Source organism: Pseudomonas sp. B19125 (genome assembly GCF_044218855.1).
Taxonomy (GTDB): Bacteria; Pseudomonadota; Gammaproteobacteria; order Pseudomonadales; family Pseudomonadaceae; genus Aquipseudomonas; species Aquipseudomonas edaphica.
Map to the genome: position 1 here is coordinate 4,713,220 of NZ_CP162589.1, position 25,281 is coordinate 4,738,500.

A 25,281-nucleotide genomic window follows, 5' to 3' on the forward strand; every position below is an offset into this window, starting at 1 on the left:
CCGATTCTAACAGACAGCAAAAAGCCGGCTGGGCTCTTGTGAGCACAGCCGGCTTTTTGCTTCAGCGCTTACGGGCGGGCTGCCAGCAAGCGTTTGTGACGGTTACGGCGGGCAATGTTCAGGCATTCGATCACCGCCGAGAACGCCATGGCCGCATACACATAGCCTTTTGGCACATGGGCGCCGAAACCTTCGGCGATCAGCGTCATGCCGATCATGATCAAGAAGCCCAGGGCCAGCATCACCACGGTCGGGTTGTCGTTGATGAACTTGGCCAACGGCTCGGCCGCCACCAGCATCACGATCACCGAGACCACCACGGCGATGATCATGATCGGCAGGTGCTCGGTCATGCCCACGGCGGTAATGATGCTGTCGATGGAGAACACCAGGTCGAGCAACAGGATCTGCCCAATCGCGGCGGCAAAGCCGATGGCCACGGTGTTGCTGACGCTGGCTTTCTCCTCGGGCTCCGGGTCCATGCTGTGGTGGATCTCGGTGGTGGCCTTCCACACCAGGAACAGGCCACCGGCGATCAGGATCATGTCCTTCCAGGAAAACGCCTGGCCGAAAATTTCGAACACCGGCGCGGTCAGCTGCACGATAAACGCGATGGTACTCAACAGGCCCAGACGCAGGATCAACGCCATGCTGATGCCTATACGTCGCGCTTTGGCCCGGTGTTTTTCGGGCAGCTTGTTGGTGAGGATCGAGATGAAGATCAGGTTGTCGATGCCCAGCACGATTTCCATGACGATCAAGGTGGCCAGTGCAACCCAGGCGGTCGGGCTGGCGGCCAGTTGTAAAAGGTAGTCCATAGGTCAGTCCTGACGTTGTGCTGGGAAATTAAGCTTCTTTACGCTGGGTTTCAGATTCTTTTTCGGCCTGCTCAGCGTCTTTTTCAGGTTTGATCAAACCTTGGGTCGCTTCACTCAATGCCTGCTCGGCGGCCTTGTGGGTGTCATCGATGGCTTGTTTGGCCGATTCGGTGGCTTTGCCCAGCACCTGCTGCGCGCTCTTTTCGACTTGATCACAGCCGCTGATCATCACCAATGAAAGCGCAAGTACGGACGCCGCGCCCAGGGAATTGAGTTTCATCATGTATTCCTCGTTAGAACCATTGGGTCCAAATAGTGGCCCCTCGATAGCGAGGCATTCTATGCAGCTGAACAGTTCAGTAAAATTCGTATTTTTCTCACGTATACTTCGATTTTTACGAAGTGTAGACCGCCATGCTCAATTATCGACAATTGCATTACTTCTGGGTGGTGGCCAAGACCGGCAGTATTGTGCGCGCCTGTGAGCAACTGAACCTCACGCCGCAGACCATCAGCGGCCAGATCAGCCTGCTGGAGCAGACCTTTGGTATCGCCCTGTTTCAGCGTGTCGGTCGCCAATTGGAACTCACCGAAGCCGGGCGACGGGCCTTGCCCTATGCCGAGCAGATGTTCCAGACCGGTAACGAGCTGGAAGCCATGTTGCGCGCAGCACCCGACGAACAGCAGATCCTGTTTCGGGTCGGGGTCGCGGATGTGGTGCCAAAATCCATCGTTTATCGGCTGATCGCGCCGACCATGGAGTTGAGCGAGCCGATGCGCATCACCTGCCGCGAAGACAAACTCGAACGGTTATTGGCCGACCTGGCGATCCAGCGCCTGGACCTGGTGATCTCCGACAGCCCTATGCCCACGCATCTGGACATCAAAGGCTACAGTCAGAAACTCGGGGAATGCGGCATCAGCTTTTTCGCCACCCAGGCATTGGCGGACCAATACGGCGGCGATTTCCCACACTGCCTGCAGGGCGCGCCGTTATTGATTCCGGGCGCAGAGACGGTGGTGCGCAGCCGCTTGCAGCGCTGGTTTGCCGAGCAGCAGATCCAGCCGAAGATCATCGGCGAGTTCGACGACAGCGCGTTGATGCAGGCGTTTGGGAAGTCGGGCAGCGGGATATTTATCGCCCCCAGCGTGATCGCCGATGAGGTAGTGCGCCAATATGTCGTGGCGCTGATCGGCCAGACCGATGCGGTCACCGAGTCGTTCTACGCGATCTCGGTGGAACGCAAGATCAAGCACCCCGGCATCGTGGCGATTACCGAAGGGGCGCGGCGCGAGCTGTTTACCGCCCTGCCCTGACGGCAAGGTGTGGGAGCTGGCTTGCCTGCGATAGCATCACCTCGGTCTTACTGATACACCGAGGTGCCTGCATCGCGGGCAAGCCCGGCTCCCACATAAGCCTGATCCCGTCCCAGCCAGGCTGACTCAGGCGCTGGACGCCATCGGCTGCTCGGCGGTCATCAACCACAGCGCCAGCAGGATCGATACGAGGATAAATCCGGACGCCGCAAACCCCAGGCTGGCAAGGCCAAGGGTGTCGATCACATGCCCACCCACCATTGCCCCCAGGCCAATACCCAAGTTGGCGCCAGCGATATTCAGCGACGCCGCAAACGCCGGGGCGTGGGGCGCGGCTTTCATCAGGCGCACATGGCTGACCAGAAACATCGCCGCCTGGGTCACGCCCCACACCGCCATCGCCGCTGCCAGGCCGAGGGTGGAGTGAATCGCCGGGACCACCGCGACCATGCCGGCGATCATGAACCCGCAAAACACCATGGACGCAATCAGCGGGTGACGATCCACCGCACGCCCGCCGAGGGCGTTGCCGATCAGGCCCACTGCGCCAAAACCCATCAGGCACCAGCCCACCAGCGTGCCGTCGAAGCCGGCCAGGCGCTCAAGGATGTCTGCCAGGTAGGTGTAAGCGGTAAACATGCCGCTGAAAACCAGGATCGACAGCAGGATATGGCCCTGCATCAACGGGTTGCGCAGGAGCTTGAACTGCGAGCGCAGGCTCACCTGATCGTTCTTGGGTGTGGTCACCGGCAGGTAGATAAACAGCAGCAAGGCCTTGGCCAACGCCACCACGGCGAGAATCGCAAACGCTGTGCGCCAGCCGAACATATCGGAGATCAAGGTGCCAACCGGAATGCCGAACACCGTGGCGCAGACAATCCCGAAACCGATCTTTTCAATGGCCCGGCCGGCAAACTCCGGCCCGACGATATCCACCGCCGTTTCACTCGCCAAGGCCCAAAACACTGGCAAACCCAACGCCGGAATCAAGCGCGCCAAGGCCATGACCCAGATGTTCGGCGCCAATGCCGCCACGGTATTAGCCAGCGCAAACATGATCAGGATGCAGATAAACAGGCGCTTGCGCTGGAACCGCGCGAAGTATGCGGTCAGGAACGGCCCGAATGCCGCCACGGTAAACGCGAACAACGTCACCAGCAGCCCGGCCTGGGACACGCTGACGTTCAGGTCGCGGGCGATCGACGGCAGCAGCCCGACAATGATGAATTCTGTGGTCAGCACGGTAAAACCGGCGGCCGACAGCAGCAGGATAGGGAACAACATGAAAACTCCAGAAACGACGACATCAACGACAGCCCGAAGGGCTCGCTGACGGAGAGGAAAGATGAGAGGCCGCAATCTTAACAGAATAGGTCTTGGCCTGGCCAAACCCTACAGTTGAGGGTGACGGAATGCCGCACCGAAACGGGACGCTTCCTACAGCATGTTAGACTTTGGGCCTGCTTCCTACGTCGCTATGTGCCTGCAATGCTGCGTCCTACTAAAAAAACTAGAGACAACTGTTTATGACTGCTGCCCCTTCCCTGCTGCAACGACTGATGCGCGTCAGCCTGGTCACCCAAATTGTCATCGGCCTGGTGGCCGGTATCTTACTGGCCTTGCTGTTGCCCGAGGCTGCGCGAGCCACTGGTTTTATCGGCAAGGTGTTTGTCACCGCGCTGAAGGCCGTTGCGCCGATTCTGGTGTTTGTCTTGGTCATGGCGTCTATCGCCAACCATAAACATGGCCAGGAAACCCATATCAAGCCAATCCTGTTCCTGTACCTGCTCGGCACCTTTGCCGCTGCCGTCGTCGCAGTGGTTGCCAGCATGCTGTTCCCGTCACCTTTGGTGCTGGCTACCCACGACGCCACCGTCAGCGCCCCCGGCGGCATCGGCGAAGTGCTGCAAAGCCTGCTGCTGAGCGTGGTGGATAACCCGGTGAGCGCGCTGATGAATGCCAACTTTATCGGCATCCTGGCCTGGGCCATCGGCATGGGCATCGCGATTCGCCATGCAGGTGTTACCACTCGCACGGTGCTCGATGACCTGTCCAATGGCGTCACCCTGATCGTGCGCGTCGTCATCCGCTTTGCGCCGCTGGGTATCTTCGGCCTGGTGGCCTCGACCCTGGCCACCTCCGGTTTCGGCGCCCTGCTCGGCTATGCCCACCTGCTGGTGGTGCTGATCGGCTGCATGCTGTTTGTCGCGCTGGTGATCAACCCCGCCATCGTGTTCTGGAAACTGCGCCGCAACCCTTATCCGCTGGTGCTGATGTGCTTGCGCGAAAGCGGCATCACCGCATTCTTCACGCGCAGTTCGGCGGCGAATATTCCGGTGAACCTGGCGCTGAGCAAACGCCTGGGCCTGCATGAAGACACTTACTCGGTGTCGATCCCGCTGGGCGCCACCATCAATATGGCCGGCGCGGCGATTACCATCACCGTGTTGACCCTGGCCGCTGTGCACACGCTCGGTATTGCCGTGGACCTGCCAACCGCCGTGCTGCTCAGCGTGGTCGCGGCGGTATGTGCCTGCGGCGCGTCGGGTGTGGCCGGTGGCTCGTTGCTGCTGATTCCCCTGGCGTGCAGCCTGTTCGGCATTCCCAGCGAGATCGCCATGCAGGTGGTGGCCGTAGGCTTCATCATCGGTGTGCTGCAGGACTCGGCGGAAACCGCGCTCAACTCGTCCACCGATGTGCTGTTCACGGCAGCCGCCTGCCTGGGCAAGGAAGAGCAAACGGCTTAACTATCCAGGCGTAAAAAAGCCCGGGGCGTTCGACAGCAACGATCCCGGGCTTTTTTGTATCTGGATGCTTAGAAAGCGCCCATGTAATCGCGTTTGCCCACTTCCACACCGTTGTGACGCAGCAAAGCGTAAGCGGTGGTGACGTGGAAGAAGAACTGCGGCAGGCCATAGGTCAGCAGGTAAGACTGACCGCTGAAGCGCTTCTCTTTCGGCGTGCCTGGGCGGGTGATGATCTCGATGCCTTCCTTGCCGTCGATTTGCTCAGGCTTGATGGTGTCGACAAATGCCAGCACCTTGGCGATCAGTGCTTGCAGATCGGCGAAGGTCACTTCGCTGTCTTCGTACTTCGGCACTTCGATCTCGGCCAGGCGCGCGGAAACGCCCTTGGCGAAGTCGACGGCGATCTGCACTTGGCGCACCAGCGGGAACATGTCCGGGAACAGACGCGCTTGCAGCAAGGCATTGGGTTCGATGTTCTTGGCGGTGGCGTGGGCTTCGGCTTTGTTCAGCACGTCGCTCAGCGCGTTGAGCATTTGCTTGAAGACCGGGATGGAGGCGGCGTACAGGGAAATAGTCATGACAGTCTCACGGTGATGGCAGGGTTTGGAACCAGCGGCGATTATAGCCATGCCTGCGGCTTGTCTTTTATTTTTTCAGGATTAGGCTAGTGAGCTTCACTGCATAGGGAAAGCGCGATGACCGCCGAGCACGACACCGACACCCCTGAGCCGCGCCTGAACAGCACGGAAATCCGCATCCTGGGCTGCCTGATCGAAAAACAGGCGACCAACCCGGAGACCTACCCGCTCACACTCAATGCGCTGGTGTTGGCCTGCAACCAGAAGACCAGCCGGGAACCGGTGACCAACTTGAGCCAGGGCCAGGTCGGCCAGAGCCTGCGGGTGCTCGAGGGCCAAGGCTTTACCCGCCTGGTGATGGGCAGCCGCGCCGACCGCTGGGAGCATCGGGTGGACAAGGCACTGGAGCTGGTGCCGGCCCAGGTAATCCTGATCGGGCTGCTGTTTCTGCGCGGGCCGCAGACCGTCAACGAACTGCTGACCCGCAGCGGGCGCATGCATGACTTTGAAGATGCCGAACAGGTCGTGCACCAGCTTGAACGCCTGATTGCGCGCGGGCTGGCAGTATTGGTGCCGCGCCAGGCAGGGCAACGGGAAGATCGTTATACCCATGCGTTGGGGGATCCGGCGGATATTGAGGCGATCATCGCGGCACGCGGGAGCCCGGTGGAGCGCTCGGCGGGTGGGGTTTCGGTGGAGCGAATCGAAGAACTTGAAGCCAGGATTGCAGCGCTGGAAGAGCGTTTGGCCCAACTGGAACAGGCTTAACTCGATTAAAAATGTGGGAGCGGGCTTGCCCGCGATTGCGGTGGGTCAGTGATGTATAAGGCGGCTGACACGCCCTCATCGCGGGCAAGCCCGCTCCCACATTTGGATCTGCGCAGTGCTTTAGGTTCGGGCAAAGGCCACCGCCGCCTCAAACTGCTCTTGCGTCGGCCGCACACCGGTGTACAGCACAAACTGCTCCAACGCCTGGATTGCGATCACTTCCAACCCGGTAATCACTCGTTTGCCCTGGGCACGCCCGCGCACGATCAACGGCGTTTCGGCGGGGATCGCCACCACATCGAATACAGTGTCAGCAGCGTCCACAGCGTCCGCCTCGAAGGCCAACTGGTCCGCTTCTGCACCGCCGGTCATGCCGATCGGCGTCACGTTGACCAGCATCTGTGGGCGCAACTCGCCCAGCTCTGCTTGCCACTCATACCCCAGGCTCTGCGCCAACGCCCGGCCCGCCGCTTCGTTGCGCGCCACAATCACGCCGTTGGCATAACCGCCGTCACGCAGGGCACTGGCCACCGCCTTGCCCATGCCGCCGCTGCCACGCAGCGCGAAGGTCGAATCCTTGGGCACCGCGTGCTTTTTCAGCAATTGTTCCACGGCAATGTAGTCGGTGTTGTAGGCCTTGAGATGGCCGTCGGTGTTAACGATGGTGTTGAGCGAAGTAATGGCCTTGACCGAGGCATCCAACTCATCGACCAGGGCAATGGCAGCTTCCTTGAACGGCATGGACACCCCGCAACCACGGATGCCCAGCGCCCGAATACCGCCGATCGCGCCGGGCAAATCCTGGCTGCTGAAGGCTTTATAGTAGAAGTTCAGCCCCAGCTGTTCGTACAGATGGTTGTGAAATCGCAAGCCAAAATTCCCGGGACGCGCCGACAATGACATGCACAGTTGGGTGTCCTTGTTGGGGTGCATCTGCATGGAAAACTCCTTTGAGTAAGCAAATCGGTACAGACCTTACACAACCTTTACCTAGTGGCGGTGCTGTTTTTCAGAAATACGTTGTCTTAAAAGTATCCCCGCGACAATCCTTGAGTCTATTGATTGCAGACCACAAGCGCAGGGGCTAACCGAGGAATGACCATGATTCGTAAAATCCCCAAAATCGCCTTGCTTATCGGCGCACTCGCTATGGCAGGCCAAGCCTCCGCCCACGGTGGTGGTTGGGGTGGCCCGGCCATATTGGGTGGTTTGATCGGCGCAGCCGTTGTCGGCTCCGTAGTTGCCAGCCAATCCCAGCCGGTTTACGTGCAGCAACCGGTGTATGTCCAGCCTCAACCGGTGTATGCCGCACCGCCGCCGGTCTACTACGCACCGCCACCGCCGGTGTATGTGCAACAGCGGGTTTACTACCGCCCGGCGCCGGTCTATTACGGCCCACCACGCGGCTACTATGGCCCTCCCTACGGTTATTATGGCCGCGGCTGGTAACACGCGGTCAGGTTAGAAATGAACAGGCCTCGCCCACACGCGGGGTCTTTTTTTACCTGCGTTTTGCCTGGGTTTTGCCTGAAAAGCCCGGTTTTATCATGCCAAGGTCGCTATGAGGACAATGCCCGAGCCGCAATCCCACATCATGACGGTCAAATGTCCACTTGCTTGACCTGGGCCTGCGCTGTCATGTTTACGTCACTCAACGGTCTCACTATCGAGCGGTCCACCCAATAACAATTAAGGACGACTGACCATGCCCACGCAAAACCCGCACCGCACCGCTGGCCTGTGCACGTCCAGCAAGGTTTACAGCGCACTTACCGAACTCAAGCACCTTGAGGGCCACCGCAGCGCAAAATTTCTCGCGCTGCTGGCAGAAAACCTGGTGCGCAAAGGCCTGCTCAGCGAGCAGGAAGTGGTGAACATGCTCGATCAAGTAGTGGATTGACGCCTGGCGTTAATGTTGACTATCGAGAAGGGTGATTTTTCCTACGCGCCATCAGCCCGTAAGGTGACCCCCATACCTTTGGAGGTGCCTATGCCTACTGTTCAAATCATGTCCGTTGTCGGCAGTGCCGTCCCCGCCCCACTCCGGGAGCTCGGGTTGCTGGCCTGCTGGTATGTGGTACGCGATGGCGAAACCATCAGCGGCCCGCTCACCTCGCTGTCCGCTGCGCAACAACAGCAACAGCAGGTGTCGAACTTCAGGCTCCATGCCTGAAGCCTCCGGCCTGAAAACTCACGTCTGAGAACTAGGGCAATGGCAGTTTGACCCGCGGCTTGCTTTCGACAAACAACGCCCAACTGGACATAAACAGCGCCGCCACCAGCGGCCCGATCACAAAGCCATTCAAGCCAAACACCGACAGGCCGCCCAAGGTCGAGATCAGGATCAGGTAATCCGGCATCTTGGTGTCTTTGCCCACCAGAATCGGACGCAATACATTGTCCACCAGCCCGATCACGAACACGCCGAACAAGCCCAGTACCACGCCCTGCCAGATCGAACCGCTCAACAGGAAGTAGGCGGCCACCGGCCCCCACACGATCCCCGCGCCGACGGCTGGCAGCAACGACAGAAACGCCATCAACACCGCCCAGAGCAACGCGCTGGGAATGTCCAGAAACCAGAAGATCAAACCGCCCAGCGCACCCTGGGTCACGGCGACCAACACGTTGCCCTTGACGGTCGCACGTACCACCCGATTGAACTTGAGTTGCAACCGGCGCTTTTGCGGCTCGGCCAACGGCACCGCCGTACGTACTTTGCGCACCAGTTCCGGGCCGTCACGCAGCAGGAAAAACAGCAGGTACAGCATGATGAAAAAGCTCACCAGGAAATCAAACGTGCCCTGGCCGAAGCTGAACGCCTGGGTGGCAAAGAACTGGCTGCCTTGCATGGCGCTCTTGACGATCTTTTCCCGCAGCCCCTCCAGGTTACCCATGCCGAAGCGGTCGAGCAGATGCTGGAAATAAGGCGGCAGGATGTTCTTGAACTGTTCGATATACCCCGCCACGTCCAATTTGCCGCTTTCGATATTTTTATAGAGGGTGGCGCCCTCTTGCACAAGCAGCACGCTGGTGATGATCACCGGCAAAATTGCGATCACCAGGCATACCGTAAGGGTGGCCAGGGACGTCAGGTTGCGGTTCCAGCTGAAGCGTTGCTGCAGGCGCCGCTGCATCGGGGCGAAGATGATGCCAAGGATGACCGCCCAGAACACCGCGCCATAGAACGGCAGCAATATCCAGATAAAGGCGATGGTCACCAGGGCCAGCAATAACAGCAGGGTTTTGAATTGAAGGTTGGTTTGGTTCATGTCCGGTCCATGTCAGAAAAGCAGAGGGCCTTCAGCGGCCCTGTTGCTTAGTCCGCGGCAGAACCTGGGAGTGCCCTTCAAGCGTAGACCGCCTCATTGAATCGCCCTGGCCTCATTCAACAGTACTTCAATCACCTGTTCCTGAGCCTCGTAGCGTCCCTCACCGAAGTGGCTGTAACGCACGTGCCCCTTGGCATCGATCAGGTAGTGGGCCGGCCAATATTGGTTATCGAAGCTGCGCCAGATCGCGTAGTTATTGTCGATGGCCACCGGGTAACCGATGCCCAGCTTGCGCACCTGTTCCTTGACGTTGGCCGGGATGTGCTCAAACGCGTATTCGGGCGTGTGTACGCCAATCACCACCAAACCGTCTTTTTCGTAGCGTTTGGCCCAGGTATTGACGTAGGGCAGCGCACGCCGGCAGTTGATGCAGTCATAGGTCCAGAAATCTACCAGTACCACTTTGCCTTTGAGCGCTTCAAGGCTCAGAGGCGGTGAGTTTAGCCATTCGACCGCTCCCGCCAGCGACGGCGTGGCGCCCGCAGGTTGCTTGCTCTCGCCACTGGCCATCCAGCTTGCGGTCAGAGCGAAAGCCAGCAGCAGGCTGGTAAACAGGAATGTGATAGGTCGCATGGTGATTACCTTGTCGAGTCGCAGAGTGCCTATTGAAACCCTCTGAGGTATCACGCCTGTGTCGAACGGCACCCGCCGATACACAGCGATACAAAACCCGCAAAAGCCCGACCTGGATCAATAAATGCGTGTGCCAGCTCCTTTACGCTCGCGACCTTTTGCGACCCGAGCCCATGCCCCCCGTGATTGCCCCCGAACTACTCGCCCCCGCCGGCACCCTGAAAAACATGCGCTATGCCTTCGCCTACGGCGCCGATGCGGTCTACGCCGGCCAGCCGCGCTACAGCCTGCGGGTGCGCAATAACGAGTTCGACCACGCCAACCTCGCGCTTGGCATCCAGGAGGCGCATGCACTGGGCAAGCGTTTCTACGTGGTGGTCAACATTGCCCCGCACAACGCCAAGCTCAAGACCTTCCTCAAGGATTTGGCCCCGGTGATCGCCATGGGGCCGGACGCGTTGATCATGTCCGACCCAGGCTTGATCATGCTGGTACGCCGTCACTTCCCGTGCATGCCGATTCACTTGTCGGTACAGGCCAATACGGTGAATTGGGCCAGCGTCGAGTTCTGGCAACAGCAAGGTATCTGCCGGGTAATCCTGTCGCGGGAATTGTCACTGGAAGAAATCGGCGAAATCCGCCAACAGGTGCCGGCCATGGAGCTGGAAGTGTTTGTGCACGGTGCCCTGTGCATGGCCTATTCCGGGCGCTGTTTGTTGTCCGGCTATATGAACAAGCGCGATGCCAACCAAGGCACCTGCACCAACGCGTGCCGCTGGAAATACCAGGCCACGCCGGCGGTGGAGAACGCCACGGGCGATATCGTCCAGCAGTGTGAACCGACCTTGGGTATCGGCGCGCCGACCGATCAGGTGTTCCTGCTGCAGGAAGCCAACCGCCCGGATGAGCAGATGCCCGCCTTCGAAGACGAACACGGCACCTACATCATGAACGCCAAGGACCTGCGCGCCGTGCAGCACGTGGAGCGCCTGGCGCACATGGGCGTGCATTCGCTGAAGATCGAAGGGCGCACCAAGTCCCACTTCTATTGCGCGCGCACCACCCAGGTGTATCGCCAGGCCATTGACGATGCGGTGGCTGGCCGTGCGTTTGACCGCAACCTGATGACTGATCTTGAGTCCCTGGCCCAACGCGGCTACACCGAAGGTTTCCTGCGTCGCCATGTGCACGACGAATACCAGAACTACCAGAACGGCAGCTCGGTGTCGGAGCGCCAGCAGTTTGTCGGCGAATTGACCGGCGAGCGCCGGGGCGAGCTGGCCGAGGTCAAGGTGAAAAACCGCTTTGCCGTGGGTAATCATCTGGAATTGATGACACCGGCCGGCAACTTTCACTTTGACCTGACCAACCTGCACAACGCCAAGGGCGAGGCCATAGACGTGGCGCCGGGGGATGGGCACACGGTGTATGTGCCACTGCCGAGCGACATGGACCTGCGCTTCGGCCTGCTGATGCGTGACGTCTAACGCAGGGGCGGTGACAGGCCTATTTGTATCAGCGCCAGGCAAACATACGCTGAGGCCAGGGTTGATCAGATCCTGAACTGCCCCACCAACTGCCCCAGGCGCTGGCCCAGGTCCGCCAGGCTGCGCGAGGTTTGCGCGCCCAATTGGGTTTCATCCGCCACGCTGTCGACCGCCACGGCAATCTGATGCACGCTGCGGTTGATCTCTTCGGCCACGGCGGTCTGCTCTTCGGCGGCGCTGGCGATTTGCGCGTTCATCGAGTTGATGGTGCCAATCAACTGCGCCATGGTATCCAGCGACGCGCCGGCTTGGTTGGCCTGGGCCGAAGTGCCATCACCGGCATCGCTGGAGCGGCGCATGGCATCCACGGCGGCGACGGTGCCTTTTTGCAGGCGGTCGATCATGCCCTGGATTTCCTGGGTGCTGGTTTGCGTGCGACTGGCCAGCGCACGCACCTCGTCGGCGACCACCGCAAACCCGCGACCAGCCTCGCCTGCCCGTGCGGCTTCGATGGCGGCGTTGAGCGCCAGCAGGTTGGTCTGCTCGGCAATCGAGCGGATCACGCCGAGCACGCTGACGATCGACGACACGTCCTGCTGCAAACTGTCGAGGGACACGCCGCTGCTGCGGATGTCGTTCACCAGCGCATGGATCTGCGCGATGCTGCCATCCACTACCCGCTTGGCGGCCTGGCCTTCAGCGTCGGTCTGTTGCGCGGCCACCGCAGCGCCCTGGGCACTGCGCGCCACTTCGTGGGCCGCCGAGGACATTTGGTTGATTGCGGTGGCCACCTGATCGGTCTCGTGGCGCTGGCGTTCCATGGCGGTTTCCGAGCGCTGGGCCTGATCGGACACCTGGCTGACCAGCCCGGTGAGTTGCGCGGTCATCTCGGTGATCTGGCGCACCAGGCCGTGGATCTTGTCGACAAAGCGGTTGAACGCGCCGGCCAAGTCCCCCAACTCATCCTGGCTGGTGATGGCCAGGCGGCGGGTCAAGTCGCCCTCGCCCGCGGCGATATCGTCGAGGTTGGCTTTCATCAGGCTCAGTGGGCGCAAGATGGTATTGGCCACCAACATGCCCACTGCAGCAATCACCAGCAGCACCACCACCGCCACACCAAGGATGCTCAGCAGCACGCCTTCCATGCGTTTTTCGACCTTGGCCTCGACCACCGCCACCTGGGCTTCGATGCCATCGAGGTTCACCGACGTACCAATCACCATGTCCCACTTGGGCAGGTATTCGGTGTAGCCAAGCTTGGGCACCAGTTCGGTCTGGCCGGGCTGGGTCGAGCTGTATTGCAGGTAGTGGGTGCCGTCCTTGCCGACCTTGACCAGGTCGCGGTTGACGTAGACACCGTTGGGGTCACGGTTGTCCTTGAAGCTCTTGCCTACGCCGTCCGGGCTGTTGCCCTTGAACAGGCGGATGGTCTCGGAGTCGTAGCCGAAGAAGTAGCCGTCCTTGCCGTAGGTGGTGTTGGACAACAGTTTGACTACCTGCGCCCGCGCCGCCGTGTCGCCGGGGGCGGCCGCGTCGTAGAGCGGCTTGATGGTGGTCATCGCCACTTCCACATAACTTTGCAGCGTGGCCTTGGCGTCATTGAGCAGGCGCTGGCGGGTTTCATCCACCTCATTGCGCGCCTGGCCCTGCAGGATCCACACCGTGGTCAGGCTGATGACCACGGCAAACAACAACACAGGCACGACGGCCAGGGACAGGACTTTGGCCTTCAAACTCAGACGCATGGCTTTTCTCTCTTATTCGTGGCGACTTGAGAGGTTAACGGCCAGTGGCGAAATATCTGTAGGGCACCTTGGCTGAGTGGCGACTGGACTGTTGTGGCGAGCAGGCTTGCCCTGCGTTGGGCTGCGTAGCAGCCCCCTTTTCAGGCGCCGTAACACGCCAGGTAGATCGAGGTGTCTGGATTCAGGACCGCTTCGCGCTCCAACGCAGGGCAAGCCTGCTCGCCACAATTGAACCTGTTCCAGATACTAGAGGGTCATCGCGGCAAACCAGCCAAACGCCAGCAACGGAATGTTGTAGTGCAGGAAGGTCGGCACCACGGTGTCCCAGATATGGTGATGCTGGCCGTCAATATTCAGGCCGGAAGTCGGGCCGAGCGTGGAGTCCGACGCTGGCGAACCGGCATCGCCCAGCGCCCCCGCCGTACCCACGATGCACACAATCGCCAACGGACTGAAGCCCAGCTGCACACACAACGGCACAAAAATCGCCGCCAGAATCGGCACCGTAGAAAAGGACGAACCAATGCCCATGGTCACCAACAGCCCCACCAGCAACATCAGCAGCGCGCCCACACCACGGCTGTGACCAATGAATGCCGCCGAGGCTTCCACCAGTGAGCGCACGTCACCGGTAGCCTTGAGCACTTCGGCAAACCCCGATGAGGCGATCATGATGAAGCCGATCATCGCCATCATCTTCATGCCTTCGGTGAACAGGTCGTCGGTTTCGCGCCAGCGCACAATGCCCGACACCGAAAAGATCAGAAACCCAGCCAGGGCGCCGATGATCATCGAATCCAGCCACAGCTGAATGATAAACGCCGAGGCAATTGCCAGCCCGGCCACCAGCAGGGTCAGCGGGTTGTACTGCACGGCTACTTGCTCGACGCGCTCGATTTTTTCCAGGTCATACACACGCTTTTTGCGGTAGCTGATAAACACCGCCACCAGCAGGCCCACCACCATGCCCAACGCGGGCAAGCCCATGGCATGGGTGACGTTGACTTGGCTGATGTCCACGCCGCTCTTGGCCACGTTGGCCAACAGGATCTGATTAAGGAAGATATTGCCGAAGCCCACCGGCAGGAACATGTAGGGCGTGATCAGGCCGAAGGTCATCACGCAGGCGATCAGCCGGCGGTCCAGTTGCAGCTTGGTCAGCACGTAAAGCAGTGGCGGCACCAGCAGCGGGATAAACGCAATATGGATCGGCAGAATATTCTGCGAAGCAATCGCCACCACCCACAACAGACCAATCAGCAGCCATTTGACATGACTTCCGCCGGTGGCTTCCTGGCGATCGACCAACAGCAGCGCCTTGTCCGCCAAGGCATGCGCCAGGCCGGACTTGGCAATCGCCACCGCGAAAGCGCCGAGCAAGGCGTAGGACAACGCCACGGTCGCGCCGCCGCCCAAGCCGCCGTTAAAGGCCTTGAGCGTGGCCTCGATGCCCAACCCGCCGGTCAAGCCACCGACCAGGGCGCCGACGATGATGGCGATGACCACATGCACACGGGACAAACTGAGCACCAGCATGGTGCCGACCGCGGCGATGACTGCGTTAATCATGGTTACCTCAAGCAAAAAACATAAAAAACAGACAGGCCCGCGACCGGGCGGCCATCAAGTGGCGTCCGTGTGCAGGCTTTAAGAGGTCTTATTAGAGGGCGCGCACTTTGCCGCAGGCGGGCCGTCATGTCAAAAACTGTGGCGAGGGAGCTTGCTCCCGCTGGGCTGCGCAGCAGCCCCAAAAAAACAGGAGCGCTGCGCACTGGAGCGCCAGCGGGAGCAAGCTCCCTCGCCACAGAATAAAGAAGCGTGAAAGGCAGCCGATACAAAGGCTCTCTGTGTTTTCAGGTTAAGGATGCTCCTCGATGTCGCTTAGACAGCTCTCCATTCAATGGAAAATCACCCTGCTCGCGGGCCTGTGCCTGCTGGGGATCGTGACCCTGCTGGTGGGTCTGTCGCTTTTTCGCATGGAGCAGAGTTCACAGCAGGTCAAAGCGTCCAGCATGCAGATGCTCGACGCGTCCGCCCAGGCGCGCATCGAGGCCCAAGGTGAAGTGCAGGCGCTGGGCATTCGCCAGCAATTCATGGACGCCTATCAGTACGGCCATGGTTTTTCGCGCCAAGTGTTGTTTTTGCGTGAGCAGGCGGAAAAACGTTTCCTCGACGCCTTCGATACCCGCGAAGACCTGACCCGCCAAGTCAAGGCCGCCCTGCAAGCCAACCCCGATCTGCTCGGCCTGTCGTTGGTGTTTGAGGCCAATGCGCTGGACGGCAAGGACGAGTTGTTCGCCAATCAGGCAGAACTGGGCAGCAACGACAAAGGCCGCTTCGCCCTCTACTGGTCGCAGCCCACACCCGGCAAACTCACCTCCATGTCACTACCCGAAAGCGACATGGCCGACATCAGCGTCGGCCCCAGCGGCGAAAAGGCTAACGCCTGGTTCACCTGCCCACGCACTACGCTGAAACCCTGCGTGATCGAACCGTACTTTTATGTGATCGACGGGCAAAACGTGCTGATGACCAGCATCGTCTTCCCGTTGATGGTCAACGGCAAAGTTATTGCCTCGCTGTCGGTGGACATCAACCTCAACAGCCTGCAGGCCGTGAGCCAACAGGCCAGCCAGAAGCTGTATGACGGCCAGACCCAGGTCAGCATCCTCAGCCCCACCGGTTTGCTCGCCGGCTACAGCCCGGACGCCGGCAAACTCAGCCAGCGTCTGGATCAGGTCGACAGCGCCAGCGGCGCGCAACTGATCAGCGTACTGGCCAGTAACCCTCAGACCAGCAGCCTGCGTACCGATCACCAACTCAAGGTGCTGGCGCCCTTCGCGCCGATTCCCGGCGGCAAGCCGTGGGGCGTGTTGCTGGATGTGCCGGAAAAAGTCCTGGTCGGCCCCGCCGAAACACTCAAGGCGCAGTTGGACGCGGACAACGCCCGTGGCACGCTGCTGGAATTGAGCCTGGGCCTGCTGGCGGCCGTGGTTGGCTTAGTGCTTGTGTGGCTGATGGCCCGCAGCGTGACCCGGCCGATCCTCGGCGTGGCACGCATGCTCGAAGACATCGCCAGCGGCGAAGGCGACCTCACCCGCCGCCTGGCCTACGACAAACAGGATGAACTGGGCCAACTGGCCGGCTGGTTCAACCGCTTTCTCGACAAGCTGCAACCGATCATTGCCCAAGTGAAACGCTCCGTGCAGGACGCCCGTGGCACTGCCGACCAGTCCGCCGAAATCGCCACGCAAACCAGCGCCGGCATGGAGCAGCAATACCGTCAGGTCGACCAAGTGGCCACCGCCTCCCACGAAATGAGCGCCACCGCCCAGGACGTCGCCCGCAGTGCTGCCCAGGCGGCACACGCCGCACGCGATGCCGACCAGGCCACACGCGACGGCTTGAGTGTGATCGACCGCACCACCACCAATATCGGCAACCTGGCGGCGGATATGAGCACCGCCATGGCCCAGGTCGAAGGCTTGGCGGCCAATAGCGAGAAGATCGGTTCGGTGCTGGAAGTGATTCGCGGCATCGCCGAGCAAACCAACCTGCTGGCACTCAACGCCGCCATCGAAGCCGCCCGCGCCGGTGAGGCTGGGCGTGGTTTTGCGGTGGTCGCCGACGAAGTACGCAACCTGGCGCAGCGCACCCAGGAGTCGGTAGAAGAAACCCGCCTGGTGATCGAGCACCTGCAAAGCGGCACCACCGACGTGGTTGGCTCCATGGGCAATAGCTATCGGCAGGCCCAAGGCAGTGTCGAACAGGTCGGCCAGGCGGTCACCGCCCTGCGTCAGATTGGTGAGGCGGTCACGGTGATCAGCGACATGAACCTGCAAATCGCCAGCGCCGCCGAACAGCAAAGCGCCGTGGCCGAAGAGATCAACAGCAATGTGGCGACGATACGGGATGTGACTGAATCGCTGTCGGAGCAGGCGAATGAATCGGCGCGGGTGAGCCAGGCGTTGAACAGCCTGGCGAATCAGCAGCAGGGGTTGATGGATCAGTTTCGGGTGTAATGATCGTTCCCACGCTCCGCGTGGGCGCGCCTCCTGTGACGCTCCGCGTTGCCCGTCGACAGCGGGACGCCGAGCGTCCAAGGCGGCGTTACCACGCAGAGCGTGGGAACGATCTCAACGTTTGGGTAATTCGATCAGCACCTTGAGCCCGCCCAGCTCGCTGTCCTGCAACCGCAACGTACCGCCCCACACCTCGACAATATCCCGCACGATCCCCAGCCCCAGGCCATGGCCGTCAATCTGCTCATCCAGACGCGCGCCCCGGCTGAGCACTTGCTCACGCTGAGCCGGCGGGATGCCGGGGCCGTCGTCTTCGACTGCCAGCAGAAAGCTGCGCGGGGTTTCGCTGACCGTCAAGCGCACGTCGGCATCCGCCCATTTGCAGGCGTTATCCAGCAGGTTGCCGAGCAGTTCCAGCAGGTCTTCGCGGTCCCAGGGCAATTGCAGGCCGGGGTCGACGTGGTAGCTCAAGTCCAGGTGTTCACCGTGGATCATGCTCAAGGTGGCCAGCAGGCCGGGCAGTTCTTTTTCACAGTCAAACAGCGCGCCGGGCAGGGTTTCACCGGCCAGGCGGGCGCGGTTAAGTTCGCGGTTGAGGCGTTGTTGCACCTGGTCAAGCTGCTCGCGCAGCAGCTTGCCGATTTCGGGGTGGTCCTTGAGCGCTTCACTGGAGGCTGCACTCAGTAGCACCGCCAATGGGGTTTTCAGCGCATGGCCGAGGTTGCCCAAAGCATTGCGTGAGCGCTTGAGGCTGTCTTCGGTATGGGCCAGCAGATGGTTGATCTGCGCCACCAACGGCTCCAGTTCCAGCGGCACTTGGGTATCAAGTTGCGAGCGCCGGCCCTGTTGCAGTTGGGCAATCTGGTTGCGTGCCGTCTCCAGCGGGCGCAAGGCGCGGCGCACGGTGACCCGTTGCAGGATCAGCACCAGTAACAGCGCCGCCAAGCCGATGATCAGGCCGATCTGGCGCATCAGGCGAAAGCTTTCGCGCACGGGCGTGTAGTCCTGGGCCACGCTGATGGAAATTGACTGGCCGAAACGCTTGTAGTCCGAACGCAACACCAGCAGTTGCTGGCGTTCCGGCCCCAGTTGCAGGTTGCCCTTGAGCCCCGGCTCGGTCAGGCGCGGCAGTTCCTGGTCCCACAGCGAGCGGGAGCGCCAGTGAACGTCGGCAAAATCAATGCGGAAATAATGCCCGGAAAACGGTCGCTGATAGGCCGGTGACAGACGCTGCTCATCCAAATGAACACCCTCCGGCCCACGCACCAGTGCTGCCAGCAGGTTCTCGCTGTCGTTGCGCAGCCCGGCTTCCAGGTAGCGCTGCAAACCGGCCTCGAACAACCACAAACTGGTTTGCGCCAGCACCACGCCCACCACCACCATGACGCTGATCAGACCCAGGCTCAAACGCCGTTGAATCGACCTCATGCCGGGGCGGCGCCAAACCGGTAACCCTGGCCACGCCGGGTTTCAATCACACTGCGCCCCAGTTTGCGACGCAGGTGGTTGACGTGCACTTCCAGCACATTGGAGTCGCGCTCGGTTTCGCCGTCATACAAATGTTCGGCCAGATGGCTTTTCGACAGAATCTGCTCCGGGTGCAGCATGAAGTAGCGCAGCAGGCGGAATTCGGCGGCGGTCAGCTGGATCTCGTCGCCATCGCGCAGCACACACTGGCGCCCTTCATCCAGGTGCAGGCCGGCGGCTTGCAGCGTCGGCTGGTTGGCCTGGCCGTGGGAACGGCGCAGAAGCGCCTGGATGCGCAGGTAGAGCTCTTCGGGGTGAAAGGGTTTGCTCAGGTAATCGTCGGCGCCGGCCTTTAGCCCTTCGATACGTTCGGCCCAGGAATCGCGCGCGGTCAGCACCAGCACGGGCGTGGCCAAGGCCGCGGCGCGCCATTGCGCGAGCACCTCCAGGCCCGGCAGGCCCGGCAAGCCGAGGTCGAGGATGATCAGGTCATAGGGTTCGCTGCGGCCTTGATACGCGGCGTCGCGCCCATCGGCCAGCCAGTCGACCGCGTAGCCCTGGCGCTGCAGACCGGCCAACAGTTCATCAGCCAGCGGTACGTTGTCTTCCACCAGAAGCAGGCGCATCAGTCGTCTTCCTTATCTTTGAGCAGCTTACCGGTACTGGCGTCGAGCTCGATTTCGCGCACCACGCCTTCGACGGTCAACAGTTCGATTTCGTAGATATAGCGCACCGAGCGATCCTTGTGCTCCTCAAGCTCGGCGTCCAGCAGCTTGGCACCCGGGTAGCGCTCCAGCGCCGGCCCCAGCAACTGTTCCAGCGGCGCGATGACGCCCTCCTGACGCAATCGCAGGGCTTCATCCTGACCAAGGTCATGGGCCGACAGGCTGGCGCTGCTCAGTAGCAATACCAGCGCCACCTGACTGCCCGCGCGTAGATTTACCTTCATTACGTATCCTGATGTTCCTTGAGGGCGGCCCGATGCGGGACATGGGCCACCACGGTACCCGTGACAACTTAACTGAAACTGAATTGCCACCATGGCAATTTTCAATCGGCAACCTTACCCATCGCTGCAAGAACTCTCTTATATTGCCTGTTCGCTGCAACCGAGACCTGTATGACTGCCATCCACATCAAGTTTCCCGCGCTGACCCTCAAGGCCGGCAAACGCGCTTTCACACGCATTCGCGAGCAAGGCCTTGCGCCGGCGGATGTCGGTATCCTACCCGGTGCGGCCGGTGGCCCCAAGGCGTTGGGCATTCAAGGCCTGGACCTGGCGCTGTTCGGCGATTGGCTGCCACGCGCGCCGCGTGAGCGTGCACTGATCGGCGCGTCCATCGGCTCCTGGCGGTTCGCCAGTGCGTGCCTGCCCGACCCGGTGCAAGGCCTGCTGGACCTCGGCCGCTTGTACAACGAACAACGCTTTGCCAAGGGCGTGACCATGGCCGAAGTCAGCCACAGCTGCCAGCGCATGCTCGACGACCTGTTGGCCGGCCGCGATGCGCGGGTGCTGGACAACCCCGACTATCGCCTGAATATCATGGTGGTCAAGAGCCACGGCCTGCTCGCCGATGACCACCGTGGGCGACTGGGGCTGGGCCTGTCGTCGGTGATTGCCGACAACCTGCGTGGCCGTGCGCGGCTGTCGCGGCATTTTGAGCGGTTGATCATCCACGACCCGCGCCAGGCGCCACCGGTGCATGCGCTGACGGACTTTCCCTCGCGCTTCCTCGACCTGCAGCTGGGCAACCTGCGCCAGGCGCTGCTGGCCTCCGGTTCCATCCCCATGGTGATGCAAGGCGTGCGCGACCTGCCCGGCGCAGGCACGGGCACTTACCGCGACGGTGGCCTGCTGGACTATCACCTCGACCTGCCCTATCACGGCGACGACATTGTGCTGTACCCGCATTTCACCGACCGGGTGATCCCCGGCTGGTTCGACAAGGGCCTGCCGTGGCGACGCAGTAATCCACAAGGCTTGCAGGATGTGCTGCTACTGGCGCCCTCCAAAGACTACCTGGCCCGTCTGCCCCATGGGAAATTGCCGGACCGCAGCGACTTCAAGCGCTTTATGGGCGATGACTCTAGCCGCAACAAATACTGGCAAACCGCGATGAGCGAAAGCCAACGGCTGGGGGATGAGTTCCTGCAACTGGCGGACAATGGTGGGCTGGGCGAGCGGCTGCAAGCGCTGTAACCCAGCGGTATGCGCGGCAGAGGATCAAACTGTTAAACTCGCCGCCTGCCAGATACCTGACCGAGCTGAAAATACTGTGGAAATCTTCAAAGATTCCACGGTAGCCTCCCGACTGAACCCCCCCCTTCCCAATTCCCTCCGTATATCCCAATAAACAAAAGCTTTTGAGTATCAACGCGTACCACGCAATACCGTCCCAATGACAATTAGTTAGTACATCATCCAGTACATTGAAAATGGTTTTGAGAGGATGTACTAGTGGCACTCACGGACACAGCGGCCAGACAGGCTAAGCCAAAGGAAAAGGCATACACCCTCCCCGACTCCCTGGGTCTTTCGCTTTACGTGGCGAACAGTGGAATTAAAAGCTGGCACTTTCGGTTCACATGGCTTGGAAAACAGGCAAGGATTTCTTTTGGAACATAACCGGAAACGGGCCTGAAGGAAGCGCGCTCTCGCAGAGATGAGGCGCGGGAAGACATTGCGCGCGGCGTAGATCCGCGCGAATCGAGGAAGGAGAAGTAGGCAGGACTGATTGAGGCCGGCGGCCGCACATTCCGCCGCGTGTACGATGAGTGGCTGGCATTCAGGAAGGGCAGCATATCGCCGGGCACGTACCGGATCATCAGCAATTTGATGGAGCTGGACGTGCTTCCAACATTTGGCGGGCGGCAGATCGACGCCATCAAGCGCGCCGACGTGATCGGGCTGATACGGCGCATCGAAAAGCGCGGCTCTATAGTCACGGCGGTAAAGGTTCGGCAGCGGATGGGCCAGGTGTTCAGCTATGCGATCGCCACCGGACTGATTGAATCGAACCCTACAGCTGAGATGCACGCCGTCACCGAGAAAGGCGCGCAGAACCGGCCTCATCCATTCTTGCCGTTCAGCGAACTACCCAAGCATTCAACAGTGCGTGTCCGGCCACCAGTTGCGGTCAGCGATCATGCTGATGATTTACACCGCATCACGCCCGGGCGAAGTAAGGTATGCCGAGTGGTCTGAAATTGATCTCGATGCGGCGATCTGGACGACGCCGGCGGCAAAGAAGATGAAGGCACGACGTGAGCACGCCGTGCCGCTGCCAGCACAGGCCGTTGAACTGCTGAAAAGCATGCTACCCATCACTGGTGGCCTTCGCTATGTGTTCACAAATCGTAGCAATCCAACAATGCCGATTGGCACGAACTACGCCAACAACGTCATGGACCTCTGCGGGCTCACCGGCAAGCAGTCGCCCCACGGCTTCAGGCATCTATTCTCGACCGAGATGAACGGGCGCGGTTACAACCGTGACTGGATCGAACGGCAACTTGCCCATGCTGATAGCAGTTTCATCCGCGATGTGTACAACCATGCTGCGTATCTGGAGCAGCGTCGAGAAATGATGCAGGAGTGGGCGGACCTTGTGACGGCAAATATCTAACACCCCATGCTGGGAGCTTTACGCACTCAAGCCATTGATTAAAAAATTTAATTATTCATATAACGATTGCAAGACATCGTCTTAGCCGTGCTTTTGAAAAACGGTAAGACGTAGTCTTTAGCAGAGGTTTGCGCAAACGCGTGGCCGCCCTCACGCAACAAACACCTAGGGTGAACCATCTTTTTCCCTCATCAATTTTTTTGCTGCATTAGCGCCCGTTTGTGCATTTTTCTTCGCTTCATCCATGCAGCTAGAACGCTCCAGCCCCACAAGACCTTGACAGTCTCTGGTCAGATAGATAGTCGTATAATAATTCCATATCATTACACCGATCATCAGTAGCACGCATAGTCCTAACAGCACCAAAAACGCCTTAATCCCTTTCATATTTGCCCGTCCGTCCATATTTTTTGACTGGTCAGCCTCACAGCAATAGCAAAATACCATTACCAATCCCTGGCGTCCTGCCGAACGAATACAAACTCCCCAAAGAAAACCGACTGCTAAGCTGTCCACCCCACCAGAGGAACGCCAATACCAAACTCCGACCTACTCCCTTCACTGCCCTCCAAGCTTTACGAAAAGCAGTTGGCCCTTGAAGCTTCCATCGTGGAAATAGCGAACTGGGTAGAGCAGCGCGGCTCCCCGCCTGGTTTACCGTCCAGATAAGTGTCGTAGCAGTGGTTGAAGCCCTTGGGCGTACCAATTCGCAACGCATGCCCGCCCTTACGCATACCAACGCCGGGAATCTGGTACTGACAAGTCGATAGCATCGGCCGCAGCACTTCTTCCCACGCAGCCCACGGGCAGTCTGCCCATTCATCCACCAGGACGAAGAACAGGCCGGAGCCCCGCAGGTTGTCGTAGTTGTCGAGCCCCACCACGCGCATGACGTGGCCAGACTTGAGGGTGATCGAGCATTCCGTCTCATTCGGGCGGTGCGCACGCCATGCTTCGGGGATAGCCTGCTTCAGGCGACGCCAGAACACCCGCTTGGCCTGTTTGAAGGTCGGTGCACCGTACCAGATCTCGTCTTCAACGCTCACGCCCCACTCAGCCGCTAGTCGAGCCGCGCGGCGCATCTCTGCCTTGCCCAGGAACGTTTTACCGAACCGCCGGCCACACACCGCATCGCGGAATCGGGCCTCAGGCTGGAAGCCCCAGCAGTAAATGTTCGCCTGCTTGGGCGTCAGCTTTACCGGCGGGTCAAAGGTACGGGGTAGCGGGGATATTCTCATCAGGCTCCAAGGTGTACTCAGCAACGGCGTGCTGCTGGTCCGCTTGAGAGCCCAGAGGTTTTTCAGGTTCGAGGCGACGATTCACGTAAACATCGCCCACCTCTTTGGCGGCCTGCTCGTACAACTGAGCGGTCAGCGCCAGGTTGCGCATGTTCTCGGCCTTTTCAGCCATTCGCCCTAGGCCACGAAGCCGGAAGGCGCGGTTGGCAATCGGGATCTCTGCGGTCTCTTCTCGGAACCGCTTCCTGGTGTCGTGGAAAAGGGTCACCCACTTCACCGCCAGCCCCTTCCCCGCGGACTTGGTTAGGTCGTGCGTCTCCACCTGCTGGCGGCTCACCACAACCCCGTATTCGTTCTTGACGGCTTCCACCACCTGGGATGGGGTATCAAAGCACGCCAGCGCCTGAACGATGAAACTCTTCACCTCATTTTTCAGGGCTGCCATAAATTCTCATCCGTCTAGAGCCTGTCAAGAATCAGGCCGATCTCAGCAGACAGGTTCCGCAGGCCCTCGCAATGTTCAATTTCCCCACCTCAGCAGGACTGTTTGCAGCATCCACCAACGCTTGAACGTCAGGGCTTGCACCGTAGCGGCGGACAACACCGACGAACTCTTCCACGTCGTGGCCCTGCAGCTTGATCTTCGGTGCACCGTCTTGGGTGAATGCTGGTTGACCATACCTATCGGTCGCGTGAGCCAGGTGATACAGCTCGTGTTCAATCAAAGCGCAGAACTCAAGGTCGCTGCACTGGGCGCAGTAGTCGGCAGCCAGAGTGATGATGAAGGCCAGCACGTCGCCGAACCAATCACGCATCTGTTGCTCCATCCGGGCTTTCTGCCAACCGCCGGCGCGGAACGCTGCCTGTTCGGCTTGGCCAAGCACTGTCCTGCCCTGCTTCTCGAAACTCGACGACGCCCACATGACCCGTGTCCGCATCCAGTAGGTGGGTGTGGTCTTCGTTGTGAGTGTTGCCGGTGTCGGCGAGGATCTCGGCTTGGAGCCACTCCCATGCCTCTGGGGCTGGACGCAGAGTCAGGCACAGACAATTCAGAAGGTCGGCCGGTGGTATCGGTCGGCTCATTTCTACCCTCATATTTGTCAATGCTCTGCCGATATGATGTCACCGGTGAAACGGAATTCATGACTGAGTTAACGTGAGAGCAATTACATGTCGAGAGATAACTTTACTTCCGCGACCAAAAGTGCGCTGGCACGAAACGTACATTTTCGATGTGTTTACCCAGGGTGCCCCAATGTCACCCATGCTTCTACACCACATGGGGGGAACATAAATGTAGGTCAAGCTGCGCATATGTCAGCGGCAGCCGCTGGAGGTCCACGATTTGACGAAGAGCTTACCCCCGAGCAACGTAGGGCTTATGAGAATGGCGCGTGGCTCTGCGCCATACACGCGAAGCTGGTAGACGACGACCCCATAACCTTCCCAATTGAAACCATGCAGCTATGGCAGCGCACAATGGAGGCAAGCGCAAGGGCCGCTATCTATGGTTCGCCCATGAATGCCAATTTCGATTTTTCTGAGATTTGCAGAAAACTGGAG

Annotated in this window: 22 protein-coding genes and 6 pseudogenes; 11 read left to right on the forward strand and 17 right to left on the reverse strand. The window is 60.1% G+C overall.

Features of this window, described 5'->3' with window-relative positions:
* Positions 1 to 68: 68 nt before the first annotated feature.
* Entirely contained in the window at positions 69 to 818 is a 750-nt protein-coding gene (locus AB4P96_RS21180; RefSeq protein ID WP_017134559.1) for a TerC family protein, read from the reverse strand.
* A 28-nt stretch (positions 819 to 846) separates the two neighbouring features.
* A complete protein-coding gene (locus AB4P96_RS21185; RefSeq protein WP_017134560.1) occupies positions 847 to 1,098 on the reverse strand; it encodes a hypothetical protein in 252 nt (83 codons plus the stop codon).
* Between the two features lie 134 nt (positions 1,099 to 1,232).
* Here AB4P96_RS21185 and nhaR point away from each other — a divergent pair, with 134 nt between their 5' ends.
* Positions 1,233 to 2,135, forward strand: coding sequence for a transcriptional activator NhaR (gene nhaR, locus AB4P96_RS21190; protein WP_395600044.1), 903 nt, complete (start codon positions 1,233 to 1,235; stop codon positions 2,133 to 2,135).
* A gap of 126 nt (positions 2,136 to 2,261) precedes the next feature.
* Here nhaR and AB4P96_RS21195 read toward each other — a convergent pair whose 3' ends face one another.
* Positions 2,262 to 3,419 (reverse strand): MFS transporter, encoded by a 1,158-nt coding sequence (locus AB4P96_RS21195; protein ID WP_017134562.1) that lies wholly within the window; start codon positions 3,417 to 3,419, stop codon positions 2,262 to 2,264.
* Between the two features lie 242 nt (positions 3,420 to 3,661).
* Here AB4P96_RS21195 and sstT point away from each other — a divergent pair, with 242 nt between their 5' ends.
* Entirely contained in the window at positions 3,662 to 4,882 is a 1,221-nt protein-coding gene (sstT, locus tag AB4P96_RS21200) for a serine/threonine transporter SstT (RefSeq protein ID WP_017134563.1), read from the forward strand.
* Between the two features lie 68 nt (positions 4,883 to 4,950).
* Here the strand turns inward: sstT and AB4P96_RS21205 are convergent, their stop codons facing one another.
* Positions 4,951 to 5,460: a DUF1993 family protein gene (locus AB4P96_RS21205; protein WP_017134564.1), complete on the reverse strand. Its 510-nt coding sequence runs from the start codon at positions 5,458 to 5,460 to the stop codon at positions 4,951 to 4,953.
* A gap of 117 nt (positions 5,461 to 5,577) precedes the next feature.
* Between AB4P96_RS21205 and AB4P96_RS21210 the strand changes: the two genes are divergently transcribed.
* The gene (locus AB4P96_RS21210; RefSeq protein WP_017134565.1) at positions 5,578 to 6,228 is read left to right on the forward strand and encodes a YceH family protein; all 651 of its coding nucleotides are present in this window, start codon (positions 5,578 to 5,580) and stop codon (positions 6,226 to 6,228) included.
* A gap of 120 nt (positions 6,229 to 6,348) precedes the next feature.
* On the opposite strand, the gene AB4P96_RS21215 is transcribed toward AB4P96_RS21210, so the two are convergent.
* Positions 6,349 to 7,167 (reverse strand): shikimate 5-dehydrogenase, encoded by an 819-nt coding sequence (locus tag AB4P96_RS21215; RefSeq protein WP_170040688.1) that lies wholly within the window; start codon positions 7,165 to 7,167, stop codon positions 6,349 to 6,351.
* Positions 7,168 to 7,323: 156 nt separating this feature from the next.
* Between AB4P96_RS21215 and AB4P96_RS21220 the strand changes: the two genes are divergently transcribed.
* From AB4P96_RS21220 to AB4P96_RS21230, 3 genes are all read left to right on the forward strand, one after another.
* Positions 7,324 to 7,677: a hypothetical protein gene (locus AB4P96_RS21220; RefSeq protein WP_170040687.1), complete on the forward strand. Its 354-nt coding sequence runs from the start codon at positions 7,324 to 7,326 to the stop codon at positions 7,675 to 7,677.
* Positions 7,678 to 7,933: 256 nt separating this feature from the next.
* Entirely contained in the window at positions 7,934 to 8,128 is a 195-nt protein-coding gene (locus AB4P96_RS21225) for a hypothetical protein (RefSeq protein ID WP_010211349.1), read from the forward strand.
* Positions 8,129 to 8,218: 90 nt separating this feature from the next.
* Positions 8,219 to 8,401, forward strand: coding sequence for a hypothetical protein (locus AB4P96_RS21230; RefSeq protein ID WP_017135285.1), 183 nt, complete (start codon positions 8,219 to 8,221; stop codon positions 8,399 to 8,401).
* Between the two features lie 31 nt (positions 8,402 to 8,432).
* Here the strand turns inward: AB4P96_RS21230 and AB4P96_RS21235 are convergent, their stop codons facing one another.
* Positions 8,433 to 9,500 carry an AI-2E family transporter gene (locus AB4P96_RS21235; RefSeq protein ID WP_017135286.1) on the reverse strand — a complete coding sequence of 356 codons (1,068 nt, stop codon included), beginning with the start codon at positions 9,498 to 9,500 and terminating at the stop codon, positions 8,433 to 8,435.
* Between the two features lie 93 nt (positions 9,501 to 9,593).
* Positions 9,594 to 10,040: pseudogene (locus AB4P96_RS21240) on the reverse strand (thioredoxin family protein); the annotation flags it as partial.
* A gap of 266 nt (positions 10,041 to 10,306) precedes the next feature.
* On the opposite strand from AB4P96_RS21240, the gene yegQ reads away from it, so the two are divergent.
* Complete coding sequence (gene yegQ, locus AB4P96_RS21245) at positions 10,307 to 11,620, forward strand: tRNA 5-hydroxyuridine modification protein YegQ (protein WP_170040685.1); 1,314 nt, start codon at positions 10,307 to 10,309, stop codon at positions 11,618 to 11,620.
* A 65-nt stretch (positions 11,621 to 11,685) separates the two neighbouring features.
* On the opposite strand, the gene AB4P96_RS21250 is transcribed toward yegQ, so the two are convergent.
* The 3 genes and pseudogenes from AB4P96_RS21250 to AB4P96_RS21260 form a co-directional block, all read right to left on the reverse strand.
* Positions 11,686 to 12,507, reverse strand: a complete 822-nt coding sequence (locus AB4P96_RS21250; protein WP_395600994.1) for a methyl-accepting chemotaxis protein — start codon at positions 12,505 to 12,507, stop codon at positions 11,686 to 11,688.
* Between the two features lie 36 nt (positions 12,508 to 12,543).
* A pseudogene (locus AB4P96_RS21255) lies at positions 12,544 to 13,365 on the reverse strand (cache domain-containing protein); the annotation flags it as partial.
* A gap of 246 nt (positions 13,366 to 13,611) precedes the next feature.
* Positions 13,612 to 14,931 carry a Na+/H+ antiporter family protein gene (locus AB4P96_RS21260; protein WP_169987274.1) on the reverse strand — a complete coding sequence of 440 codons (1,320 nt, stop codon included), beginning with the start codon at positions 14,929 to 14,931 and terminating at the stop codon, positions 13,612 to 13,614.
* A 1,493-nt stretch (positions 14,932 to 16,424) separates the two neighbouring features.
* On the opposite strand from AB4P96_RS21260, the pseudogene AB4P96_RS21265 reads away from it, so the two are divergent.
* Both AB4P96_RS21265 and AB4P96_RS21270 read left to right on the forward strand, forming a co-directional pair.
* Positions 16,425 to 16,481: pseudogene (locus AB4P96_RS21265) on the forward strand (hypothetical protein); the annotation flags it as partial.
* A gap of 396 nt (positions 16,482 to 16,877) precedes the next feature.
* Positions 16,878 to 17,387, forward strand: a pseudogene (locus AB4P96_RS21270) (methyl-accepting chemotaxis protein); the annotation flags it as partial.
* A gap of 114 nt (positions 17,388 to 17,501) precedes the next feature.
* Here AB4P96_RS21270 and AB4P96_RS21275 read toward each other — a convergent pair.
* Genes AB4P96_RS21275 through AB4P96_RS21285 form a run of 3 tightly spaced genes read right to left on the reverse strand, consistent with a single transcriptional unit; the run spans position 17,502 to position 19,803 of the window.
* Positions 17,502 to 18,815: a sensor histidine kinase gene (locus AB4P96_RS21275; protein ID WP_017135292.1), complete on the reverse strand. Its 1,314-nt coding sequence runs from the start codon at positions 18,813 to 18,815 to the stop codon at positions 17,502 to 17,504.
* Complete coding sequence (locus AB4P96_RS21280) at positions 18,812 to 19,480, reverse strand: response regulator transcription factor (protein ID WP_017135293.1); 669 nt, start codon at positions 19,478 to 19,480, stop codon at positions 18,812 to 18,814. The genes AB4P96_RS21275 and AB4P96_RS21280 overlap by 4 nt, the downstream gene beginning before the upstream one ends.
* Entirely contained in the window at positions 19,480 to 19,803 is a 324-nt protein-coding gene (locus AB4P96_RS21285; RefSeq protein WP_017135294.1) for a PepSY domain-containing protein, read from the reverse strand. Before AB4P96_RS21285 ends, AB4P96_RS21280 begins: the two co-directional genes overlap by 1 nt.
* Before the next feature lie 171 nt (positions 19,804 to 19,974).
* Here AB4P96_RS21285 and AB4P96_RS21290 point away from each other — a divergent pair, with 171 nt between their 5' ends.
* Positions 19,975 to 21,054 (forward strand): patatin-like phospholipase family protein, encoded by a 1,080-nt coding sequence (locus AB4P96_RS21290; protein ID WP_099550066.1) that lies wholly within the window; start codon positions 19,975 to 19,977, stop codon positions 21,052 to 21,054.
* A gap of 258 nt (positions 21,055 to 21,312) precedes the next feature.
* Positions 21,313 to 22,480: pseudogene (locus tag AB4P96_RS21295) on the forward strand (tyrosine-type recombinase/integrase).
* A gap of 165 nt (positions 22,481 to 22,645) precedes the next feature.
* On the opposite strand, the gene AB4P96_RS21300 reads toward AB4P96_RS21295, so the two are convergent.
* From AB4P96_RS21300 to AB4P96_RS21315, 4 genes and pseudogenes are all read right to left on the reverse strand, one after another.
* Complete coding sequence (locus tag AB4P96_RS21300; protein WP_395600045.1) at positions 22,646 to 22,867, reverse strand: hypothetical protein; 222 nt, start codon at positions 22,865 to 22,867, stop codon at positions 22,646 to 22,648.
* 188 nt (positions 22,868 to 23,055) lie between these two features.
* Positions 23,056 to 23,718, reverse strand: a complete 663-nt coding sequence (locus tag AB4P96_RS21305) for a hypothetical protein (RefSeq protein ID WP_395600046.1) — start codon at positions 23,716 to 23,718, stop codon at positions 23,056 to 23,058.
* Entirely contained in the window at positions 23,687 to 24,163 is a 477-nt protein-coding gene (locus AB4P96_RS21310; protein ID WP_395600047.1) for a DUF2280 domain-containing protein, read from the reverse strand. The genes AB4P96_RS21305 and AB4P96_RS21310 overlap by 32 nt, the downstream gene beginning before the upstream one ends.
* A gap of 31 nt (positions 24,164 to 24,194) precedes the next feature.
* Positions 24,195 to 24,801: pseudogene (locus AB4P96_RS21315) on the reverse strand (putative metallopeptidase).
* Positions 24,802 to 25,281 lie beyond the last annotated feature (480 nt).

Coding starts and splice junctions, on each gene's coding strand:
- AB4P96_RS21180 (WP_017134559.1), bottom strand. CDS start 818: ATGGACTACCTTTTACAACTGGCCGCCAGCCCGACCGCCTGGGTTGCA.
- AB4P96_RS21185 (WP_017134560.1), bottom strand. CDS start 1,098: ATGAAACTCAATTCCCTGGGCGCGGCGTCCGTACTTGCGCTTTCATTG.
- nhaR (WP_395600044.1), top strand. CDS start 1,233: ATGCTCAATTATCGACAATTGCATTACTTCTGGGTGGTGGCCAAGACC.
- AB4P96_RS21195 (WP_017134562.1), bottom strand. CDS start 3,419: ATGTTGTTCCCTATCCTGCTGCTGTCGGCCGCCGGTTTTACCGTGCTG.
- sstT (WP_017134563.1), top strand. CDS start 3,662: ATGACTGCTGCCCCTTCCCTGCTGCAACGACTGATGCGCGTCAGCCTG.
- AB4P96_RS21205 (WP_017134564.1), bottom strand. CDS start 5,460: ATGACTATTTCCCTGTACGCCGCCTCCATCCCGGTCTTCAAGCAAATG.
- AB4P96_RS21210 (WP_017134565.1), top strand. CDS start 5,578: ATGACCGCCGAGCACGACACCGACACCCCTGAGCCGCGCCTGAACAGC.
- AB4P96_RS21215 (WP_170040688.1), bottom strand. CDS start 7,167: ATGCAGATGCACCCCAACAAGGACACCCAACTGTGCATGTCATTGTCG.
- AB4P96_RS21220 (WP_170040687.1), top strand. CDS start 7,324: ATGACCATGATTCGTAAAATCCCCAAAATCGCCTTGCTTATCGGCGCA.
- AB4P96_RS21225 (WP_010211349.1), top strand. CDS start 7,934: ATGCCCACGCAAAACCCGCACCGCACCGCTGGCCTGTGCACGTCCAGC.
- AB4P96_RS21230 (WP_017135285.1), top strand. CDS start 8,219: ATGCCTACTGTTCAAATCATGTCCGTTGTCGGCAGTGCCGTCCCCGCC.
- AB4P96_RS21235 (WP_017135286.1), bottom strand. CDS start 9,500: ATGAACCAAACCAACCTTCAATTCAAAACCCTGCTGTTATTGCTGGCC.
- yegQ (WP_170040685.1), top strand. CDS start 10,307: ATGCCCCCCGTGATTGCCCCCGAACTACTCGCCCCCGCCGGCACCCTG.
- AB4P96_RS21250 (WP_395600994.1), bottom strand. CDS start 12,507: ATGACCGCGCAACTCACCGGGCTGGTCAGCCAGGTGTCCGATCAGGCC.
- AB4P96_RS21275 (WP_017135292.1), bottom strand. CDS start 18,815: ATGAGGTCGATTCAACGGCGTTTGAGCCTGGGTCTGATCAGCGTCATG.
- AB4P96_RS21280 (WP_017135293.1), bottom strand. CDS start 19,480: ATGCGCCTGCTTCTGGTGGAAGACAACGTACCGCTGGCTGATGAACTG.
- AB4P96_RS21285 (WP_017135294.1), bottom strand. CDS start 19,803: ATGAAGGTAAATCTACGCGCGGGCAGTCAGGTGGCGCTGGTATTGCTA.
- AB4P96_RS21290 (WP_099550066.1), top strand. CDS start 19,975: ATGACTGCCATCCACATCAAGTTTCCCGCGCTGACCCTCAAGGCCGGC.
- AB4P96_RS21300 (WP_395600045.1), bottom strand. CDS start 22,867: ATGAAAGGGATTAAGGCGTTTTTGGTGCTGTTAGGACTATGCGTGCTA.
- AB4P96_RS21305 (WP_395600046.1), bottom strand. CDS start 23,718: ATGAGAATATCCCCGCTACCCCGTACCTTTGACCCGCCGGTAAAGCTG.
- AB4P96_RS21310 (WP_395600047.1), bottom strand. CDS start 24,163: ATGGCAGCCCTGAAAAATGAGGTGAAGAGTTTCATCGTTCAGGCGCTG.